The 21,980-nt window shown below is 31.5% G+C and carries 19 protein-coding genes; 8 read left to right on the top strand and 11 right to left on the bottom strand.

Features of this window, described 5'->3' with window-relative positions; genetic code table 11:
- Positions 1-45: 45 nt before the first annotated feature.
- Genes TX50_RS08890 through rpmI form a run of 4 tightly spaced genes read right to left on the bottom strand, consistent with a single transcriptional unit; the run spans position 46 to position 2,016 of the window.
- Positions 46-843, bottom strand: coding sequence for a thiazole synthase (locus TX50_RS08890; protein WP_011133291.1), 798 nt, complete (start codon positions 841-843; stop codon positions 46-48).
- Position 844: 1 nt separating this feature from the next.
- On the bottom strand, positions 845-1,402 hold the full coding sequence (locus TX50_RS08885; protein ID WP_011133290.1) for a tetratricopeptide repeat protein: 558 nt from the start codon (positions 1,400-1,402) through the stop codon (positions 845-847).
- A 38-nt stretch (positions 1,403-1,440) separates the two neighbouring features.
- Positions 1,441-1,788 carry a 50S ribosomal protein L20 gene (rplT, locus tag TX50_RS08880; RefSeq protein ID WP_011133289.1) on the bottom strand — a complete coding sequence of 116 codons (348 nt, stop codon included), beginning with the start codon at positions 1,786-1,788 and terminating at the stop codon, positions 1,441-1,443.
- Positions 1,789-1,818: 30 nt separating this feature from the next.
- The gene (gene rpmI, locus TX50_RS08875; protein ID WP_011133288.1) at positions 1,819-2,016 is read right to left on the bottom strand and encodes a 50S ribosomal protein L35; all 198 of its coding nucleotides are present in this window, start codon (positions 2,014-2,016) and stop codon (positions 1,819-1,821) included.
- Between the two features lie 91 nt (positions 2,017-2,107).
- Here rpmI and TX50_RS08870 point away from each other — a divergent pair, with 91 nt between their 5' ends.
- Together TX50_RS08870 and TX50_RS08865 are read left to right on the top strand one after the other, a co-directional pair.
- Positions 2,108-3,646 carry a SpoIID/LytB domain-containing protein gene (locus TX50_RS08870; RefSeq protein WP_011133287.1) on the top strand — a complete coding sequence of 513 codons (1,539 nt, stop codon included), beginning with the start codon at positions 2,108-2,110 and terminating at the stop codon, positions 3,644-3,646.
- A 28-nt stretch (positions 3,647-3,674) separates the two neighbouring features.
- Positions 3,675-4,976, top strand: coding sequence for a glycosyltransferase family 2 protein (locus tag TX50_RS08865; protein WP_011133286.1), 1,302 nt, complete (start codon positions 3,675-3,677; stop codon positions 4,974-4,976).
- 1 nt (position 4,977) lies between these two features.
- On the opposite strand, the gene TX50_RS08860 is transcribed toward TX50_RS08865, so the two are convergent.
- The 4 genes from TX50_RS08860 to tig all read right to left on the bottom strand — a co-directional run bounded on the left by TX50_RS08860 (position 4,978) and on the right by tig (position 10,380).
- Positions 4,978-6,717 carry a DNA polymerase III subunit gamma/tau gene (locus TX50_RS08860; protein ID WP_011133285.1) on the bottom strand — a complete coding sequence of 580 codons (1,740 nt, stop codon included), beginning with the start codon at positions 6,715-6,717 and terminating at the stop codon, positions 4,978-4,980.
- A gap of 57 nt (positions 6,718-6,774) precedes the next feature.
- Positions 6,775-8,142 (bottom strand): ATP-dependent protease ATP-binding subunit ClpX, encoded by a 1,368-nt coding sequence (gene clpX, locus TX50_RS08855; RefSeq protein ID WP_011133284.1) that lies wholly within the window; start codon positions 8,140-8,142, stop codon positions 6,775-6,777.
- A 103-nt stretch (positions 8,143-8,245) separates the two neighbouring features.
- On the bottom strand, positions 8,246-8,893 hold the full coding sequence (gene clpP / locus TX50_RS08850; RefSeq protein ID WP_011133283.1) for an ATP-dependent Clp endopeptidase proteolytic subunit ClpP: 648 nt from the start codon (positions 8,891-8,893) through the stop codon (positions 8,246-8,248).
- A 65-nt stretch (positions 8,894-8,958) separates the two neighbouring features.
- Positions 8,959-10,380: a trigger factor gene (gene tig, locus TX50_RS08845; protein WP_011133282.1), complete on the bottom strand. Its 1,422-nt coding sequence runs from the start codon at positions 10,378-10,380 to the stop codon at positions 8,959-8,961.
- Positions 10,381-10,507: 127 nt separating this feature from the next.
- Here tig and TX50_RS08840 point away from each other — a divergent pair, with 127 nt between their 5' ends.
- The 3 genes from TX50_RS08840 to TX50_RS08830 all read left to right on the top strand — a co-directional run bounded on the left by TX50_RS08840 (position 10,508) and on the right by TX50_RS08830 (position 14,524).
- Entirely contained in the window at positions 10,508-11,539 is a 1,032-nt protein-coding gene (locus TX50_RS08840) for an aspartate-semialdehyde dehydrogenase (RefSeq protein ID WP_011133281.1), read from the top strand.
- Positions 11,536-12,444, top strand: a complete 909-nt coding sequence (gene dapA / locus TX50_RS08835; protein ID WP_011133280.1) for a 4-hydroxy-tetrahydrodipicolinate synthase — start codon at positions 11,536-11,538, stop codon at positions 12,442-12,444. Before TX50_RS08840 ends, dapA begins: the two co-directional genes overlap by 4 nt.
- 76 nt (positions 12,445-12,520) lie before the next feature.
- Positions 12,521-14,524 (top strand): ribonuclease J, encoded by a 2,004-nt coding sequence (locus tag TX50_RS08830; protein ID WP_011133279.1) that lies wholly within the window; start codon positions 12,521-12,523, stop codon positions 14,522-14,524.
- Here TX50_RS08830 and tilS read toward each other — a convergent pair.
- On the bottom strand, positions 14,521-15,531 hold the full coding sequence (tilS, locus tag TX50_RS08825; RefSeq protein ID WP_011133278.1) for a tRNA lysidine(34) synthetase TilS: 1,011 nt from the start codon (positions 15,529-15,531) through the stop codon (positions 14,521-14,523). The two genes, TX50_RS08830 and tilS, sit on opposite strands and share 4 nt — an antisense overlap.
- Before the next feature lie 85 nt (positions 15,532-15,616).
- Between tilS and TX50_RS08820 the strand changes: the two genes are divergently transcribed.
- Both TX50_RS08820 and uvrB read left to right on the top strand, forming a co-directional pair.
- Positions 15,617-16,393, top strand: a complete 777-nt coding sequence (locus tag TX50_RS08820) for a DUF561 domain-containing protein (protein ID WP_036930743.1) — start codon at positions 15,617-15,619, stop codon at positions 16,391-16,393.
- A gap of 29 nt (positions 16,394-16,422) precedes the next feature.
- Complete coding sequence (gene uvrB, locus TX50_RS08815) at positions 16,423-18,462, top strand: excinuclease ABC subunit UvrB (RefSeq protein WP_011133276.1); 2,040 nt, start codon at positions 16,423-16,425, stop codon at positions 18,460-18,462.
- Between the two features lie 8 nt (positions 18,463-18,470).
- Here uvrB and TX50_RS08810 read toward each other — a convergent pair whose 3' ends face one another.
- A complete protein-coding gene (locus tag TX50_RS08810) occupies positions 18,471-20,231 on the bottom strand; it encodes an aspartate kinase (protein WP_011133275.1) in 1,761 nt (586 codons plus the stop codon).
- Positions 20,232-20,270: 39 nt separating this feature from the next.
- Complete coding sequence (holA, locus tag TX50_RS08805; protein WP_011133274.1) at positions 20,271-21,272, bottom strand: DNA polymerase III subunit delta; 1,002 nt, start codon at positions 21,270-21,272, stop codon at positions 20,271-20,273.
- A 62-nt stretch (positions 21,273-21,334) separates the two neighbouring features.
- Between holA and TX50_RS08800 the strand changes: the two genes are divergently transcribed.
- Positions 21,335-21,958 (top strand): precorrin-8X methylmutase, encoded by a 624-nt coding sequence (locus tag TX50_RS08800; RefSeq protein ID WP_011133273.1) that lies wholly within the window; start codon positions 21,335-21,337, stop codon positions 21,956-21,958.
- Positions 21,959-21,980: the final 22 nt, after the last annotated feature.

Raw genomic sequence — 21,980 nt, 5'->3', positions numbered from 1 at the left:
TTCTTACAATTTTTTTAATATTAAAATTATTTTTAAAGAATCAAATTACTTTATTGAGATATTTATTTCAGGTGAACTAGCGTTTGCTAACTTCTGCTTTTCAATTCTTCCAGCTAAAAAAGCTTCTCTTCCTGCTTTTACCCCATAATTCATCGCTTTAGCCATTTTTAACGGGTTTTTAGCTAATGCGATAGCACTATTGATTAAAACTCCATCTGCTCCAAGTTCCATAGCCTGAGAAGCTTCACTAGGTACACCTATGCCGGCATCAATTATGACTGGAATATTAGAATTTTCAATAATTATGGATATATTAGATAAATTTAAAAGGCCTTGACCAGAGCCGATGGGTGATCCTAATGGCATCACAGTCGAACAACCTATCTCCTCTAACTTTTTTGCTAATATTGGATCAGCATTTATATATGGAAGAACAATAAAATCTTTATTTATCAATATTTCAGCTGCTTTAAGGGTTTCAATAGGATCAGGTAATAAATATTTTTTGTCAGGAATAACTTCTAATTTGACGAAATTATTTTCTTCTTGACCTGATAATTTGGCAAGTTCTCTTCCTAAAATTGCTATTCTTATTGCCTCGTCTGAATTGGTACAACCAGCAGTATTAGGAAGCATCCAGAATTTTTTCCAGTCAATTTTTTCCAGTAAATTTTCTCCATTTTGATTATTTTGAATTCTTCTCACTGCGACAGTCACTATTTCAGATTCAGTATTAGCTAAACTCTCTAGCATGACTTCCGAAGACGTATATTTTCCTGTACCAACCATCAACCTACTTGAGAAGCTTTTACCTCCAATTTGTAAACATGAATCTTCTTTCATTTTAAAATCCTTTATCTTTTATTCCTTTGAAAGGTGTGTAATTATTTCTTTTTTCAAGTTCTTTGCTCTTTTTAATTGCTGTTTTGTTGTTTGGATCTATTACTAAAACTTTCTTATAAGTTGCATATGCCAAATCATATTCCAGCAATCGTTGTTGTGCGGATGCCAGATTATTTAAAGCGACTGTATATTCAGGGAGTGATTTTATAGCTGAGTTATAGTGCTTGATTGCTTTTTTAAACTCATTTTGTGCTGCATAAGAAAAACCGAGAGCATTTTCAATAATGGCTTTTGCTTCGTCTGGTTCATTATCATAAGATTCAACAGCTTTCAGAAAAGTCTTAGAGGCCTCTGTATATAACCTTTTTTTAATTTGGATAGAGCCAAATTCATATAATTCAGAAGCTTTTGTTAGTGAATTAAGGCCTTTTTGCTCAAATTTTACTAAATTTAATTCTTCCTTTCTTGTCCTAAGAAATTGTCGAAATACAAAAATAGAGATTATTATAAGTACTATAAAAAGGATGATCAAATAGGATTGAAAGGAAGATATTTCCATTACTTATAAGATATTTTGAACAATTTTATTTTTTTAATTTAATTGTTTACGGTAGAAACTATTTTTTCAAAACATTGTGGATCGCTTAAAGCTAATTGTGCAAGCATTTTTCTATTGATAATTATCTCAGAGTTCTTCATCCCATTAATTAATCTGCTGTAATTTGTGCCATTAATTCTTGCCGAGGCATTTATTCTTGAGATCCAAAGTCTTCTGAAATCTCTTTTTCTTCTTCTTCTATCTCTATAAGCGTTGCAAAGAGCTTTCATTACTCTTTGATTTGCTGTTCTAAAAAGATTTTTGTTTCCTCCTCTGAAACCTTTAGCAAGGTTTAAGATTTTGTTTCTTCTTTTTCTGGCTATGTTGCCTCTTTTAACGCGTGCCATAAATTTATTTTAAAAGTAATTTGAATGCTCTTAAGCGTAAGGAATCATTAATTTTACATTATCAGCATCTCTTTCATCAACAACAGCTTTTGTTTTAAGATGTCTCTTCAATTTTGAGCTTTTGTGATCTAATAAATGATTATGGAAAGCTCTTCTTCTAGTAAATTTACCCGTAGCAGTAGCTTTAAATCTTTTAGCTGCTGATTTACGAGTTTTAAGTTTAGACATTTACCTTGATAATGTTTAATCTAGATAATCTAAACCTTTATATGCATTGGTGCAAATTAAAGTTTTGAATTGAAAAGGTAATGTCGAACTTATGCTGCGCAAATTGAACTTAAAGTTTCTCATTTATGGATGTTGGTTATTTTGTTCAATTTCTCCAATACTGACATTAAGTGGCTTTGCAGATGAATCTTCAAAAATAAATCTTACTCAAGAATTAAAAAAAGGTAATTTTTTAATTGGATTAAAACAATACTTAGGAGCTAGGAGTGATAACTTTCCAAAAAAAAATAATATTACTTTTACTACAAAAAATGAATTTTTAAAACTCCATTCTACTAATGGTTTAAAACACAAATCCAAAAAAATAAATATTGTTTTGAAGAAAAAAAACTTGATAACCCCTTTCACTGTTGAAAGAATAGTATTTGGTCCATTTGCAAGCTATGAATCGGCACAAAAGCAAGCTGAAAAATTAAAAGAAAAAGGTTATCAAGCTCTAGTTGCCTTTCCAAACAATTGGGAAGTTTGGATTCCAGTTGGCAAAAATCTTCCTGACAAAAAACTAAACTATAGACTGTTTAAAAAATCCTACAAGTCAAAAATTATCCCTTTCCTTGTTACTGAATATTCGCAACATGAACTCCAAGGCCCGATATATATATCTTCATCTCAAGAGATAAGTATTAATGATATAAATTTGGGTAAAAAGTTTTATTTAGCTAAAGATTCATATGGAACTTGGACGTTGATCCAGAAAATCAAATTTGATGATTACTTAAAAGGTGTTCTGCCACATGAAATTGGCTCTAATTCACCTTTAGAGGCATTGAAAGCACAAGCAGTAATTGCGAGAACTTGGGCACTTTATAATTCCGATAGATTTAAAATTGATCAATATCATTTGTGTATAACTACTCAATGCCAAGTTTATAAACCTCATTTGATTGAATATAAAAATGTACATAAAGCGATAGAAGATACTTCAAATTTAATAATCACTTATAAAAAGAAACCAATTAATTCCTTTTATCATGGATCTAATGGAGGCATATCAGCTAGGGCAAGTGAATCTTGGCAAATAAAAGATTATCGTTATCTTAATTCAATGATTGATGGTTCAAATGCTTTAAAAAAAGCTTTTAGACTTCCAATTAAAAGTGGGGATGAATTAAATAAATTTCTTGAGTTTGCAGATGAAAAAGTTTATGGTAGAAAGCATTCTCTTTTTCGGTGGGAGAAAATAATTTCTAACGAGATGATACAAAATAATCTATTAAATAATCAATCAATTAAGGAGAAATCAGATTTGGTTGATCTAAATATTATTGATAGAGGCTTCAGTGGAAGAGTAACAAAATTAGAAATTAAGTTAAAAAATTTAAAGAAACCAATAGTTCTTGTAAAAGATGATATTCGTCGAATATTGAGTTTTTTGCCGAGTAATTTATTCACTATTAATAAATTAAATGATAATCTTTGGCTTTTTAAAGGAGGTGGCTTCGGTCATGGTGTAGGTTTATCTCAATCAGGAGCGATAGAAATGGCTGAATTAGGCTTTACTTATGAACAAATATTGAATCATTACTATAAGGGAACAAAAATTAAAAAAATTGAGATATCGTCTCAATAATTAAAATGAAAATTATAAATTAGCATTTATGAGTAATGGTTTTTATAAAAATCGAAGATTAAAATCATTTTTATTTCTTGCTGTTTGTTTATTAGTAAGTACTATTCCTCATATCTTTCAATACAAATATTTTCTATTTTTTACAATAACGATTTCTTTTTTAGTTGCTTGTTATGGATTAAATGTAATTTCAAAAAATATAAAAAGAAGTGTTTCTTCACAAAGTAACGAAAAGATAATTAGTAATGATAAGTTACCTGCTCTCGATATTTTAGTTGCTGCCAGAGATGAAGAAAATGTTATTGAAAGATTAGTTGAGAGATTATTTGATTTAGATTATCCAATTAATAAATTAAATATTTATATCATTGATGATGGTAGTTCTGATAAGACACCTTTAATTTTGGAAAGGTTATCTAAAGAGTTTGATAAATTAAAAATTATTACTAGATCTGCAAATGCTGGAGGTGGTAAATCAGGAGCATTAAATTATGCTTTAAAGTTTACACACGGAGAATGGTTATTAATACTAGATGCTGATGCTCAATTGAAGAATGATACTCTACCAAGACTATTTCGTTTCGTTTATGCGGGATCTTGGTCAGCAGTGCAATTAAGAAAATCCGTCATAAATGTAAGTAAGAATTTTTTAACCACTTGTCAGTCTATGGAAATGGCAATGGATGCAATTTTTCAATATGGGAGATTATCTGTTGCGGGAGTATCTGAATTGAGAGGTAATGGTCAATTAATTAATAAAGAAGTTTTACTTAAATGTGGTTCGTTTAATGAAGATACAGTTACTGATGACTTGGATTTAAGCCTTAGGCTTTTACTTTCTAAATCAAAAATTGGGATTCTCTGGGATCCTCCTGTTATGGAAGAAGCAGTTGAAAATATATCTGCTTTATTTTCACAGAGACAAAGATGGGCTGAAGGTGGTTTGCAAAGATTTTTTGATTATGGGGAGCAATTATTTTCAAAAAAAATTGAACTTATTCAAAAGTTTGATTTAACCTTTTTCTTTATCTTGCAATATGCCTTGCCTATTATTTCTTTGGTTGATTTGATTTTAAGTATTGCTCTAACGGAATCACCCAGTTATTGGCCAATCTCCATAACAGCATTTACTTTGTCTGGAATTGCAGTTTGGTATGGCTCTTCATGCAAGAGTGAGGGTCCAGTTTTACAAAATCTCAATTTGATGATGATGTTAGTTTCTCTTGTATATCTATCTCATTGGTTTTTAGTTATACCATGGGTAACAATAAAAATGTCTCTTTTTCCTAAAAAGATTCTCTGGAAGAAAACACTTCATACTGGTGTTTAAGTTATTCATCTAAATCAACAATTTCTCCGTTAAAAAAATTTGCTAAATTTTCGGGACTATTATTATAGGATTCTGGTTTAGGTTTATTAGTGGGGGAGGGTGAATCATGAAAATTAGTGCTTTGCTTTTCATAATTGTCATTTAATTTCTTGATTACTTTATCTTGTAAGTTTGCAGTCTTAGTAATATTAATTTTTTTGCTAGAAAAGTTAAGTTTTACTTTATCCCCAAATACTTTTTTTATAGCATTTTCAATTATTACTTTTCGACTTTTGATCATATTTTCCCAGTTGGGAGATAATGCTATTAAAACTTCATTCGAATCAATACTGGCAAGTTCTGCTTGCTGAGAAAGTAGCATTTTTGTTGATGGCAATTCTAATTTAGAAAGAATTAGCTCCCACTTTTCTTTTAAATAATCAGTTTGATTATCATTTTTAGAATTTTGGTTAATGTCCTGATTATTAATTAATTCTTTCTTATTGAAATCTCCTGATTCATTTTGGTTTTTATTATCTTCTGAGATAACTTGTTTATTAATTAATTCTTTCTTATTGAAATCTCCTGATTCATTTTGGTTTTTATTATCTTCTGAGATAACTTGTTTATTAATTAATTCTTTCTTATTAATTATTGTTTGATTGATATTTTTTTCAAGAAGACTTGTTAAGTGTATTTCCAACCATAATCTTGGATTGTCGCTTGTTTTTATTTGATAATCAACATTCTTAAGCTTGTTATGCCAGTCAATAATTCTGTTCTTACTAACATTGTAAGAGAATTTATTTAATTCATTTTGAAATTCAATAGAGGTATAGTACATTTCAGAATAATTATTATTTAAAGTTTTAAGTAAAAGGTCTCTAGTAATATTTAATAGTCCAACTAATATCTCATTTGGTTCATTTCCTGCATCATATAAGTTATTACAACTAATTAATAACGACTCAGGCTGATTATTAATTAATGCATTGATTAAATCAGTCAAATCATTTTCGGATACTTCTCCAAGTAAGCTTTGAACATTTTTAGTAGTAACGCCATTAGGAAGAAGACTTAATTGATCTAGTAAACTTTGTGCATCTCGCATTCCACCATTTGATCTTTTTGCAATTAGTTTGAGAGCTTGATCTTCAAATTTAATTGATTCTTTATTTGCTATTGCAGAAAGGTTGTTGAAAATAGTATTTGCGCTTATTCTTTTAAAATCAAATTTCTGACATCTACTTTGAATGGTATTTATGACTCTTTCAGGATTTGTTGTTGCAAGAATAAAAACAACTCTTTCAGGAGGTTCTTCAATAGTTTTGAGTAAAGCATTTGATGCAGCTGTTGAAAGCATATGACATTCATCGATAACATATACTTTCCATCTAGCTTGAGTCGGGGCAAATCTTGCTCTATCAATTATTTCTCGTATATTTTCAACTCCAGTATTAGATGCGGCATCAATTTCAATAATATCTAAGGCATTACCTTCCGCTATTTGTATACATAATTCGCATTTTTCACATGGATTTGGCGTAGGTTGTTTAGATGATAGACAATTTAATGATTTTGCAAATATTCTTGCACTTGATGTCTTCCCTGTCCCTCTAGGTCCATTAAAGAGATAAGCAGGTGCAATTTTCTGTGATATTAATGCTTGTTTAAGAGTGATTGATATAAATTCTTGACCAACCAGCTCATCAAGGTTAAGAGGCCTATATTTTTGATGAAAAGGTTTATGTATATTAAGCATTTATTATTTTTAATTACATGATTAAAGTTGAATTATGGAAAACGAAAACCTTAATTTTTATGCAGATTCTTTAATAATCCTTTGAGATCCTGCTGGAAGTTTAACAATTTTCGACAAGAAGAGTTTGTCTACCATTTTTTTCGTAATGATAAACTCTTTAACTTCTTCTTGTGATGGAAGTGTATACATTAAATCAAGCATTAATTCTTCAATTATTGATCTAAGAGCTCTGGCGCCCGTTTTTCTTTTAAAGGCTTCATTAGCGATTGCTTCCACAGACTCTGGTTCGAAATTTAATTCAACGTTATCCATACTTAATAAAGTTTTAAATTGCTTTACCAATGCGTCTCTTGGTTCTGTCAGAATTGATTCAAGAGTTTCTTTAGAAAGACGATCTAATACCGCGCATACAGGAATTCTTCCAATGAATTCTGGAATTAATCCATATTTGACTAGATCATCTTGTTCTAAATTCTTGAGAGCATCTCGGGAATCAATTATTTTTTTTGCATTTATTTTGCTTTCATCAGGGTTGGTAGTAAATCCAATTGAATTTTTCCCTAAACGTTTTTGAACAATATCCTCTAGACCTATAAATGCACCTCCACATATAAATAAAATCTGGCTTGTATCGATTTGAATACAGTCATGGTTGGGGTGTTTTCTTCCTCCTTGTGGTGGAACATTGGCAATTGTTCCTTCAAGCATTTTTAACAATGCTTGTTGAACTCCTTCTCCAGATACATCTCTTGTAATTGATGGGTTTTCACTCTTTCTGGCGATCTTGTCTATTTCATCAATGTATATGATCCCCTTTTGAGCTAAATCCACATTCATTTCTGATTTTTGTAGAAGTCTCAAGAGGATATTTTCAACATCTTCGCCGACATATCCAGCTTCAGTAAGACTTGTTGCATCAGCTACTGCAAAAGGAACATCAAGAAATTCAGCTAAAGTTTGTGCTAATAACGTTTTACCACTTCCAGTTGGGCCGATTAGTAAGATGTTTGATTTTTGTAGTTTAGTTGCTTGTAAATCATTAGAATCATTTTCTTTATTTTCTTCTTTTAATCTCCAGGCTAGTCTTTTATAGTGATTATAAACAGCAACTGATAGTATTTTTTTTGCAGATTCTTGACCTACAACTTGGTTATCAAGAAAAGTTTTAATTTCAAGTGGTTTGGGGATAGAAGTTAATTCTAAAGGAATAGATTTATCAGAATTATTAGTTGGTAATTTTTTCTTTACTTGAGGTGAGTTATTGATTTTTGCTTGAGTATCAATTAATTCTTCATCAAGAATTTCATTACAAAGGTCTATGCATTCATCACAAATGTAAACCCCTGGACCAGCTATAAGTTTTCTAACTTGATCTTGTGATTTACCACAAAAAGAACATTTTAGATGGGCGTCGAATTTAGCCATCGATTATCAAAGCTTGTGTAGAATAAAAAAAGGTTAAATATCCCTTACTTATTAGGATTGCTTATAAAATTGGATTCGTCATCATATTCTTAAAATATTCCTTTTACTTGTCATTTTTTATGACTTTATCAATTAGTCCGTATTCAACTGCTTCTTCAGGCGATAGAAAATAGTCTCTTTCAGTATCTTCATTAATTTTTTCTAAAGATTGATTAGTATGTTTTGCTAAAAGAGAATTTAATGTTTTTTTGAGAAATAGTATTTCTTTTGCTTGTATTTCAATTTCAACTGCTTGGCCTTGAGCACCTCCAAGTGGTTGGTGAATCATTATTCTCGAATTAGGTAAAGCTAACCTTTTCCCTTTCGCCCCCCCACTAAGGAGGAATGCCCCCATACTTGCAGCTACACCAAAACAGATTGTTACAACGTCTGGAGAGATTTGCTGCATTGTATCGTATATAGCTAATCCAGCAGTAACAGAGCCACCGGGAGAATTAATATATATTTGTATATCTTTGTGAGGATCTTCTGCTTCTAGAAATAATAATTGTGCAACTAATGAATCTGATACTTGATCATTAATCCCGGTACCTAAAAATATTATCCTTTCTCTTAATAATCTTGAATAAATATCAAATGCTCTTTCTCCTCTTCCAGATTGTTCTACTACAGTAGGAACAGCAGATCTCGATTTATCAATATCGCGAGAATTTATTGAGCTTTGGATTAAATGTTTTTTTTCAGAATACACTTAGTTAATCTCTTTCTTAATCTAATTTAAGGGTTTTTTTGCTGAATAGTTAAATTTTTTATAAATTAATTTTTTTCTTTTTTGTTTACCTTGGGTTTACTTTTAGTTTTAACTCCTTTTTTGGTAGTTGCTTTTGTGGTTGTTTTTGTGGTTAATTTTGTTGCTTTTTCATTTATTTCTTTTACTGCTGAATTTTCTTCAAGCCAAGTGATTAACTTTTCTTGTAGGAGATCGTTGCGAACTACATCTTTTAATTTCTGAATGTCAATTTGTTTTGGTGATTTAGAAATTTCATCTTCATATTCCTTCATTTTCTGATCTATTTCTTCATTATCGACTGTGATTTTTTCTCTTTCTGATAATGCTTTTAAAGCTAAATTTCTTTGAACATTTTTTTCAGCTTGAGGACGAGTTGATTCTGCTAAAGATTTCACCAATTCTGGAGTAAATGTTGATTTAATATCCATGCCTTGTTGAGCAAATCTTTGCGCTGTTTGTTCAATATTATTTCTAACTTCAATATCAATCATTGCTTTTGGAATCTCGGCATCTAACTCTTTGGATAGTGCATCCATTAAAGCTTCAACTTTTATATTTTTTTGAGTATTATCAAAATTCTCCTTTAGTTGTTTTTCTATATCTTTTTTTAGTTCTTTTAATGAATCTTTATTTCCAGATTGTTTTGCAAAATCATCATTAAGTTCGGGTAATTCTTTTTCTTTAAGATCTTTAAGACTTATGTCAAAAATTGCTTCTTTACCTCTGGAATCTTCATGAGAATAGTCTTCAGGAAATCTTAGAGTAAGAGTTTTATTATCATCAATTTTCATACCAACAATTCCCTCAACGAAGCCTGGAATCATTTTGTTCTTTTCTAATTCAAGATCCATTGAATCACTAGATCCCCCGTCGATTTCTTTTTTGGAATCTTTGTAAACACCTTTGAAACTAACTACCGCGATGTCTCCTAACTTAGCAGGCCTGTTATTAACTGGAATAATATTTGCTAATTGATTTCTTGATTTTTCCAAAGCTTCATCTATGGATTTGGGGTCAAACTTACTTTTTTTAATCTCAACTGATAGACCTTTTGATTTTTTTAATTTAAATTCGGGTGCAATATCAGTTTGTAGAGTAATTTTTAAAGGTTTTTCCGGATTAAAAAATTTTAGTATTGATTCAAATCCATCAACTAATTCTGGTTCACTTAGTGGCTCTATTGATTCCATCTTTAAAGCTTGGTTCCAAGATTTATCAATTATTTTTTCTAGGGCAGAGGCATGTAGTTGTGTAATGCCGATTCGTTGTATTAATACTTGTTTTGGAATTTTGCCAAGCCTAAACCCAGGAATTTTGGCCGAACGACTAATTGAATTTATTGTCTCATTTACGCATGATTTGCATGTATTAGATGGTATTTCTAATTCAAGTGCAATTCTACTTTGGGGTAGTGCGGTAGTTTTTACTATTAATTCTTCTTTAATCATGTTTGAGTTTTTAAAATTATTACAATAGGCAGAATCTTAATTATTCCACATTAAGTGATTTCCTTGAAGTTAACTTTTTTGATACAGTAAGAAAAATATTAAATCTTATAATTTTTTAATTTATATAGTGAGAAATTCTCCTTTTTTACCAAATAGACCATTAAAAGTAGCTGTTTTAGGTTCTTCAGGTGCTGTTGGATCTGAACTTCTTAAAATTCTTGAAGAAAGAGACTTTCCTATCTCAGAATTAGTTTTGCTTTCATCTCAGCGGTCAGAAGGGAAAATAGTCAAATGGAAAGGAGAAGAAATTATTACTAAAAAAGCTTCAAAAGAAGAATTTTTGAATGTTGATTTAGTTCTTGCTTCCGCAGGTGGAAGTATTTCAAAACAGTGGCTATCTACAGTTAAAGATCAAAATGCTGTACTAATTGATAATTCAAGTGCATTCAGATTAGAAAATGATGTTCCTCTTGTTGTTCCGGAAGTAAATGCTTGTGAAGCTTTAAAGCATAATGGTGTCATCGCTAATCCGAATTGCACAACAATATTACTGACTCTAGTTTTAGCTCCTTTGAATAAAATTTCTCCGATTAAAAGAGTAATCGTTTCAACTTATCAATCGGTAAGTGGAGCTGGTCAATTAGCAATGGAGGAATTACAGTTTTTAACTAAGAAATATTTGCAGGGAGATCCCAAAGAAAGTGAAGTCTTACCATATTCCTTAGCATTTAATCTCTTTCTACATAATTCACCAATGCTTTCAAATAATTACTGCGAAGAAGAGATGAAAATGACAAATGAAACTCGCAAAATACTAAATATTACTGATTTAAAACTGTCTTCAACATGCGTTCGAGTTCCCGTTCTTAGAGCTCATTCTGAATCAGTGAATGTTGAATTTGATGATGTTATCAAACCTTCTTATGCTATTAATCAATTGAAAAAAGCTAAAGGTTTAGAAATAATAGAAGATTATGAAAAAAATAGGTTCCCGATGCCAAATGATGTGATGGGAAGAGATAATATTGCGGTAGGAAGAATAAGAACTGATATTAGTAATTCTAATGGATTAGAATTATGGTTATGTGGAGATCAAATAAGGAAAGGAGCAGCACTTAATGCTGTTCAAATAGCAGAATTATTAATTGCAAAAAAATGATTCCCAACAATACTAAATTTTCTAATCCATTATTCGGAAGAATTTTGACAGCTATGGTTACTCCATTTAAAAAAAATGGTGCAGTTGATTATGAATTAGCTATTAAACTTTCTAATTACCTTTGTGAAAATGGCTCTGATGGAATTGTGCTATGTGGGACCACAGGAGAGTCTCCAACTCTTACATGGGCTGAACAACATAATTTGTTTGTTGCAGTAAAAGGTTCTTTAAATTCTAGATCTAAAGTTATTGTTGGTACAGGTAGTAACTGTACCAGTGAGGCTATAGAAGCTACCCAAAAAGCTTATGAATTTGGTGCGGATGGTGCTTTAGTTGTTGTCCCTTACTACAATAAGCCCCCTCAAGAAGGTCTTTATAAACACTTTAGTTCTATAGCTAATGCAGCTAGTGATTTGCCTTTAATGTTGTATAACATCCCTGGAAGAACTGGTTGTAATTTATTACCCACCACTGTAAATAAACTTATGAATTTCCCAAATATTCTCAGTATTAAAGCAGCAAGCGGTAGAATAGAGGAAGTGACAGAGTTAAGGGCGGCGTGCGGCTCTAAACTTTCAATATATAGTGGCGATGATTCATTGTTGCTTCCTATGTTATCTGTTGGTGCTGTTGGTGTAGTAAGCGTAGCTAGCCACATTGTTGGGTTGCAGCTTAAAACTATGATTGAATCATTTCAAAAAGGTGAAATATCTATTGCTCTTGATATTCATGAAAAACTGCAACCACTTTTCAAGGCACTCTTTGAAACGACAAATCCAATTCCCATCAAAGCAGCTTTAGAACTACGAGGTTGGCAAGTTGGTTCTCCTAGGAATCCATTAACGCCTCTTATTAAAGAAAAGAGAGAAAGCTTACTTCAGATAATTCAAAATCTGTCTTTGTAAATACTTTTTTTAACGCTTTAATAAAGTTACTTTGACTTTAATAACCACATTTTTAGCTTGTTAAAATACTTCTATTATGAATTCAAATCAAATCAAATCAAATAATACTCAAACCTTATCTCAAACAAAAAGATCAATTGAACCTGCTTTAAAAATTATTCCATTAGGGGGTCTTCATGAAATAGGTAAAAATACATGTGTTTTTGAATACCAAGATGACATCATTTTAATAGATGGGGGACTCGCTTTTCCAAGTGATGGCATGCATGGAGTGAATGTTGTTATGCCTGATACATCCTATTTGCAAGCTAACTTAAATAGATTTCGTGGAATGATAGTAACCCATGGTCACGAAGACCATATTGGTGGAATTTCTCATCATTTAAAGAAATTTAATATTCCTGTGATTTATGGTCCACCTTTAGCGATATCAATGCTTAAAGGAAAAATGGAAGAAGCAGGTGTGGCTGATAGGACAACAACACAGACTATAGAACCAAGGCAAGTTGTCAAACTTGGCCAGCATTTTTCATTAGAATTTATACGTAATACTCACTCAATTGGGGATAGTTTTTCTTTAGCTCTAACTACTCCAGTAGGTGTTGTTTTCTTTACTGGGGATTTTAAATTTGATCATCTGCCACCTGATAACAAACATGCTGATATTGAAAGAATGGCATTTTATGGAGAGAAGGGTGTTCTTTGCTTACTCTCGGACTCTACAAATTCCGAAGTAAAGGGTTTTGTTCCTTCAGAAATTTCTGTTTTTCCAAATTTAGATCGAATAATATCTGAAGCCAAAGGTAGAGTTATGCTTACCACTTTTGCAAGTTCAACCCATAGAGTTGCGATGGTGATCCAATTAGCAATGAAGCATGGACGTAAAATTGGATTAATGGGACGGTCAATGTTAAATGTTGTTGGTAAATGTCGTGAATTAGGTTATATAAAGTGTCCTGACGATCTCTTTTTCCCAATTAAAAGCATAAGAGATTTACCTGATAGAGAAACTCTACTCTTAATGACAGGTAGTCAAGGTGAGGTAATGGCTGCATTAAGTAGGATTGGAAGAGATGAACATCCACACGTTAAACTCAAAACTACGGATACAGTAATTTTTTCTTCCAGTCCAATTCCAGGAAATACAATTTCTGTAGTGCATAGTATTGATAGGTTAATTAAATTGGGAGCTAATGTTATTTATGGTAAAGAACATGGAATTCATGTTTCTGGTCATGGATGTAGAGATGATCAAAGATTGATGCTAGCGTTAATTAAACCAAAGTTTTTTGTTCCAGTACATGGCGAATATAGAATGCAAGTTTTGCATGGTAAAACCGCTGAATCGATGGGCGTAGATCCCAATAATATACTCATCCTTGATAATGGAGACACAATTGAGCTTAGAGCTGATTCAATGATTCAAGGAGATCCAGTAAAGTCTGGAATTGAAATGCTGGATAATACAAGGACTTGTGTGGTAGATGCAAGAGCTCTAAAAGAGAGACAGCAGTTAGCAGATGATGGAATAGTTACTGTTTTAGCCCCTATAAGTACAGATGGTAATATGGTAGCTCCACCACGAGTAAGTTTAAGAGGGGTAGTAATATCAGCTGATCCAAGAAAAATGTCAATGTGGACCGAAAGGGAGATAAATTGGGTATTAGAAAACCGCTGGAAACAATTATCAAGACAAACCAGTCCCAATAGTTTTGAAGTTGATTGGATTGGGGTCCAAAGAGAGATTGAAAATGGTTTAACTAGAAGAATGCGAAGAGAATTACAAGTAGAGCCATTAATTCTATGCTTAGCTCAACCTGCTCCAAGCGGAACCCGAGCTTATAAACCTCAAATAGTTAATGAGCAAAATCATCATCCAAAAAATAAACATTATCCAAATGTTAATAATCAAAATATAAACCGCAATCAAAATAATTATAAAAATAATCCATCAGCTAGAAATACAAATCAAGTAAAGAATAATCAATCTGTAAAAGATTCTGTTAAAACTCCAGTGGCTAAGACAGAGGAGGCACCTGCAGGTAGGACTAGAAGAAGGAGATCTGCAGTATCAAACTAGTTTTTTTCTAGATTTATATAGTCCTTATTCCAAACAATCTCAAATCCATCTGGTAAATCTATTTTGCCTCTATCTTTCACAAGAATTGAAGAAGCTAAATGAGTTAAATTTTTTGAGCTTAATTGTTTTGTACAATCCTTTTTTAGAAAAGTATTTAAAATAGTACATCTTGCTTCAATGCATAAGCTATTTAATAATTCCCTCTTTACACCAATTGCATCTTCACAATAAAGGGATGCAAGCTTACTGAGATCATTTTGCTCATTCTTATAATTGCTCATTTTTTCTGCAAAACTATTTATCCTCTTAGAACAACCAGGATACATAGTTTCTAAAATAGGAATAATTTCTTTTCTTACAATATTTCTCTTAATTGTTAGATCACAGTTAGTCGGGTCTTCCCAAATGGGAATGTTTTGAAGTTGGCAAAACTTTTTGGTATCTTCTCTAGAAAATATCAATAATGGTCTTATTAAAAAAATGTGATGTTTAAGTAATCTTTTTTTGTTGATATTGCTTAGTCCTGCATAATTGCTTCCTCTAGCTAAATTTAATAAAAATGTTTCTGCATTATCTGTATTCGTGTGACCAGTTAACAAGTAAATATCAATTTCCTTTTGGTTCTCAATTAATAATTGATTTGCCCTTTCACTTAATTTCTTGTATCTCCAATCTCTTGCTTTTTCTTCAGAAGAAATATTATTTTTATTTGCTTGATCAAAAAAGAATGAAATATTTTTTTTATTACAGTAACTTTTCAATTCAAGTGCATATTTCGCTGATTTTTTATGCCATTGATGATCTCCATGCCAAACATTCACAAACCAATTATGTTGCGTTTTCATATCGTTGATTAGGTTCAATAAAGCCATCGAATCTTGTCCTCCAGAAACTGCTATTAATAGATTTGCTCCATCAGGAATTAATGTTTTATTGCCCAAAATTTCTTTGTGCAGGAGATGATGCCAAGATGTCCAATTTTTTTGCGACGAATTTTTATCAGACATATTGTTTAACTCAGATAATATTTTTTTAAAAATTCACTGTTTTAATAAAACAATGTCACAATCAGGTAATAAATTCATCAAATCTATGAGTCTGATTAATCTTTTGCCACAAAAAATTCAAGAAGAGCTTAGCAGTAAAACTTTACTCAAAGTTATTTCAGGATTAAGTAATTTTGAAACCCAAACTGTTAACAAAATTGTAGAAGCAGCCTCGATGGGCGGAGCCGATTTAATTGATATAGCTTGTAAACCTGAATTAGTTGAATCCGCGATTGAGATTTCACGATTACCAATTTGCGTAAGTTCCGTAGAGCCTAAGTCTTTTATAAATTCAGTTAAGGCAGGAGCTTCTTTAATAGAAATAGGCAATTATGATAGTTTTTATGACCAAGGAATTACTTTTTCGGAGGAGAAAATTTTAAATCTTACAAAAGAAACTAAAGATCTTTTACCTAATATTCCTCTATCAGTGACAGTTCCACATAATATGCCTATTGATAAACAAGTAGATCTTGCAATTAAATTAGTTCTTGAAGGCGCTGATATCATTCAAACTGAAGGAGGCAAAAGTTCTAACCCATATAGTTCAGGAATTCAAGGATTATTAGAAAAGTCAGTACCTACTTTGGCGGCTACTTTTGCAATATTCAAGGAATTTGAGAAACAGTCTATTAATATTCCTATCATGAGTGCTTCAGGTTTAAGTGAGGTAACATGTCCTTTGGCAGTATCATGTGGAGCTTCTGCAGTCGGAGTTGGATCTGTAGTAAATAAATTAGATGATTTAATATCAATGGTTGCTGTTGTTAGAGGCCTAAAAGAATCTTTGAAAAATTCAATGATTAAAGAAAAAGTCTCCTAAGATATAAAAAATCTTAAGTTATTAGATGAATGAATAACTATAAGCTTCAAGCACCTTATCAACCAAATGGTGATCAACCTAAAGCCATTAAGAAGTTAGTTCAAGGAGTTAATAGTGGCGAAGAGTTTCAGACACTTTTAGGAGCAACTGGAACGGGAAAAACTTTTACTATTGCTAATGTAATTCAGCAAACTGGAAGACCAGCACTTATTCTGGCTCATAATAAAACTTTAGCAGCTCAATTATGTAATGAATTAAGGCAGTTTTTTCCTAAAAATGCTGTTGAATACTTCATCTCTTACTATGATTATTATCAGCCAGAAGCTTATGTACCAGTAAGCGATACTTACATAGCAAAAACTGCTTCAATTAATGAAGAGATTGATATGCTTAGGCATTCGGCAACTAGATCATTATTTGAAAGGAAGGATGTAATTGTTGTTGCATCTATTAGTTGTATTTATGGTTTAGGAATACCAAGTGAATATTTAAAAGCTGCTGTTAAATTTGCTGTTGGTGAATCTATAGATTTACGTTCTTCTCTAAGAGCGCTTGTGGATAATCAATATACAAGAAATGATACAGAAATTACGAGAGGTAGATTTAGAATTAAGGGAGATGTATTAGAAATTGGACCAGCTTATGAAGACAGATTGATAAGAATTGAATTATTTGGAGATGAGATTGAGGCTATTAGATTTGTTGATCCATTAACTGGAGAGATTCTTGAGAGTCTTGATCAAGTGAGTGTTTATCCAGCCAAGCATTTTGTCACTCCAAAAGAGAGACTAGATTCCGCTATTAGTGCTATTAGAAATGAATTAAAAGAACAACTCGATAAATTTGCTTATGAAGGCAAGTTGTTGGAGGCGCAGCGTTTAGAGCAGCGCACAAAATATGATTTGGAAATGCTAAGAGAAGTTGGATATTGTAATGGTGTTGAAAATTATGCACGTCATTTGGCTGGTAGAGAAGAAGGAACTCCTCCAGAATGTCTAATAGATTATTTTCCAAAAGATTGGTTATTAGTAGTTGATGAAAGTCACGTAACATGTCCGCAATTACATGCAATGTATAACGGAGATCAAGCTAGAAAAAAAGTATTAATAGATCATGGTTTTAGATTACCGAGTGCTGCAGATAATAGACCTTTAAAGTGTGAAGAGTTTTGGGAAAAATCCAGACAGACATTGTTTATTAGTGCAACCCCTGGCCAATGGGAGTTGGATCAATGCGAAGGCAAGTTTATTGAACAGGTTATTAGACCTACAGGGGTTTTAGATCCCATAATTGATGTAAGGCCTAGTGATGGACAAATAGATGATCTTTTATCAGAAATAAGAGTTAGAGCTAAAAAGAACCAGAGAGTATTGGTTACTACTCTTACAAAAAGGATGGCAGAAGATCTTACGGATTTTTTATCTGACAATAAAGTAAGGGTGAGATATTTGCATTCTGAAATTCATTCGATTGAAAGGATAGAGATTATTCAAGATCTTAGATTGGGTGAATATGATGTACTGGTTGGAGTAAATTTGCTAAGAGAAGGTCTTGATCTCCCTGAAGTTTCTTTGGTTGCTATTTTAGATGCAGATAAAGAGGGCTTTTTGAGAGCAGAGCGATCCCTAATTCAAACTATTGGAAGAGCGGCAAGACATGTTGAGGGGGTTGCTTTACTTTATGCAGATAACTTTACTGAATCAATGAAAAGAGCGATATCTGAAACTGATAGAAGAAGAACTATCCAAAAAAAATATAATCAAATCAATGGCATTACTCCAAAACCTGCAGGTAAGAAAATTGAAAATTCAATATTATCTTTTTTAGAGCTTTCCAGAAAATTAGATACTGGAGGATTATCTAAAGATCTGATAAACATTGTTAGTAATAAAACGGACGATATTTTAAATGCTAAAGATAATCAATGTTTACTAGATGAAATGCCTAGCTTAATTGATAAGTTAGAAAATAAAATGAAAGATGCAGCAAAAGAACTAAATTTTGAAGAGGCTGCAAATCTTAGAGATAGAATTAAGAAACTCAGGCAAAAATTATCTAGAAATACTTAAATAATTATTTATTTATCTAATTGAAAATAAGAATGAATTGCATTAACTGCTTGGTCACAATCTTGTTCTAAGACGATACAAGAAGTTCTTATTTCACTTGTAGCAATCATTTCAATATTAATATTTTTATTAGCAAGTGCTCTAAAAATTTTCCCAGCTGTTCCAACCTTAAATGCCATTCCAGCTCCAACTGTGCTTACTTTAGCTATAGCTGGTCCATCTTCGATGAATGATCCTGCCAATTTTTTTGTTAAAGAGTGGAAAATTGTATTAGCTCTTTCTCTATCTTGCTTGCTCATGGTGAAACTTATGTCTTTGGTTTTTAAAGATGTTAACCTTTCAGATTGCACAATAGTATCAAAAATTAAATTATTCTCTGCGAGAGCTAAACATATTGAAGCTGCCACCCCAGGTTTATCAGGTAGGTTCCTAATGCTAACTTGAACTTGATTTTTATCTAATGCAATTCCTCTTACCTCAGGCTGATCTTCACTCTCAATTACTGGGTTAATAAATATTTGTTTATCAGATAATTTAAATTTTTCACTGACAAATCTAATAGCTTTTGAAATATTTTCAATATCAATTACGCAGCTGACTTTGATTTCGCTGGTAGCTATTAATCTTACATTTATGTTTGCTTGGAATAAAGTATCAAATAAATCAGCTGATACACTTGGTCTCCCCATTATTCCAGCTCCTTGAATACTTAATTTAGTCATATTTTTTTTGAAATCATATTCGCCACCTAATTGTTTTGTTATTAATTTACATTGATCAATTGTTTTGGTTAACTCAAAATCATTAACTGTAAATGCAATATCATTACTCTTCCCATCATGTGTAGCTTGGATTATTAAATCAACATTAATGTTCGCTTTAGACAAGGTTTCAAATATTTGAGCTGCAATTCCAGGTCTGTCAGGGAGTTTGGAAATACTAAATACGGTTTGCTTTTCTAATACTTCAAGACTATTAACAGTTTTTGTTAATTCTAACCCTCCTCTTTTTAAAGCTAATGGTTTAATTTTGCTATGTAGAAGAGTGCCATTTGAGAGGGCTTGGCTCGATTTTACATATAATTTAATTCCATAATTGCGAGCAATTTCTACAGCTCTTGGATGAAGTACTGAAGCACCCACACTCGCAAGTTCTAGCATCTCTTCACAACTAATAATATCTAACAATTTTGCATTAGGTACAATTCTTGGATCAGTGGTAAGAACTCCAGGAACATCTGTATATATCTCGCAAGTTTCTGCACCTAATGCTGTGGATAGTGCTACTGCTGAAGTATCTGAACCCCCTCTTCCCAAAGTTGTGATTTCCATTGATCCAGTATGACTAAGCGTTGAGCCTTGAAACCCTGCAACTACTACTACATAACCTTGATTAATATAGTTTTGTATGCGTTCTGTTTTGATATCTAGAATTCTCGCTTTTCCATGAATTGATTCAGTAACAATTCCCACTTGGCTACCTGTCAAAGATATTGCAGGAATCCCATATTCATTTAATGACATTGATAGAAGTGCCATAGTTACTTGCTCCCCTGTAGAGAGGAGCATATCTAATTCTCGGCTATTGGGATTTTTGCTGATTGATTCTGCTAACTTATTTAAGTGATCTGTAGAATGACCCATTGCAGATACAACTACGACGATATCATTTCCAGCTTCTTTACTTTGAATAATACTTTGTGCAATCGCCTTAATTTTTGTGATATCTTCAACCGATGTGCCGCCAAATTTTTTGATTAATAAAGCCATATTTAAATCATAATATAAATTATTAAACTTAATATTTGATTAACTTAAGTTAACGAGATTTTCCGCAAATACATTAATAGGATTATTGCCTTTTTTTAGTGATGATTCAATATCTAATAAATTACTCATCAATTTAATTAAGAAATCTGAGGATATATTGTTTACTTTTTTACGGATAAAAAAAATTCTTTTTGGGTTAGATATATTTGCAAGTTTGCATATTTTTGATAAATCTTGCTCACCAGATTTATGAAGTAATTTTACTATGGTATGCATTCTGATTTGACTTATTAATCCCGCATTGAGCCTTAAAGCAGGTTCCCCTTTTTTTAATAAATAATAGATTTCTATAAGACCATCACTAATACTATTTTGTAATAGATGATCGATTATTTTAAAGATATTTGACTGTTGATCATTGAATATTTTTTTTACAACATCACTTTCTAGAATAAGTCCTTTGTTTTCGTTATTATTTATTGCAGATAGATATATCTTTGCTTTAGATAATTCGCTAGCTAAGTTAAAACTATCATTTCCTACTGAATCAATAATTAAATCAGCGGTCCCTTTACCTAAATGAATATTCATCGAATTTGCTGTGAATTCTAAGTATCTTTTCTGGCCTTCAAAATCCCAGATATCGGGCAATGAAAATGAGGTTTCAATTGCTAAATCTTTTTTTATTAAATTTTGAATAAATTTTGTACTCTTTAGTCTTGAATCTGGTTTTTTTGTATTTTGTAAAAGAAAGTAAGTGTTACTTGGAATGTTTTGATAAATTTTTTCAAATTTGAGCCTTATTTCCTCATTTTTATTTGTGAATAATGGGTTATTTTTTAATACAACTACTCGAGATCCATCCCCCAAAGGAGGTGTTAGTATTTCATCAAATGCTTGTTTTATTTGATTATCATCATCACCATTTAAGTAACTAATATTTATTTCTCCCCATGTTTTGGATACTTTTTCATCAATTATTTGTTTTATAAACTTATTACTTGCATTTAAATCATTTCCCCATATTATTTGTATTGGCATATCTGCAAAAAAGAATCTTATTATAATTATGCTTTCTTTAAGATAAAGTAAATTAAATTTTAATGATAAAAGATCATCCTATTTTTTTAGAAAGTATTAGGTTTATTAAATCTAATTTGATTGAAAATAATTTCAATTATTTGGAAAATAGAGTTTTAGAAAGATTAGTTCATACTTCAGGTGATTTTAATATTCAGAAACTTTTGGAGTTTAGTGAAGGGGCGTGCGAAAAAGGTGTTAAATCTCTTAAAGCTGGAGCACCAATATTGACTGATACTGATATGGCAGCAGCAGCTATTAAATCAATGGCAAAAAATACAAACGGAAACTTAGTTGTTTCGGCGAAACATTGGTTTGATGATAGAGATTTATCAGAGTTGACTAAAACTGCTTATGGGATAGAAAAAGGTTGGATTGAATTATCTGCTAATAATTCAGGAAACCAATCGCCAATTATTGTTATTGGAAGTTCTCCAACTGCATTAGTAAATTTATTAGAGATTATACAGAATTCACAACAGATTCCTAGTTTAATTATCGGAATGCCTGTAGGTTTTATTGGTGTTAGGCAAAGTAAAAATAAATTACTCAATACTAATTATCCTAGAATTGTTATGAACTCTACGAGAGGAGGGGCTGCAATGGCTGCAGCAGCTGTTAATGCCTTATTAAGAGAATCTATTTAAAATAATTTTTATATAATCTGTT

The organism is Prochlorococcus marinus subsp. pastoris str. CCMP1986 (assembly GCF_000011465.1).
Classification (GTDB): Bacteria; Cyanobacteriota; Cyanobacteriia; order PCC-6307; family Cyanobiaceae; genus Prochlorococcus_A; species Prochlorococcus_A pastoris.
The sequence above is the reverse complement of the archived record's forward strand: the minus strand, read 5'-3'. Positions and strand labels throughout refer to the sequence as shown.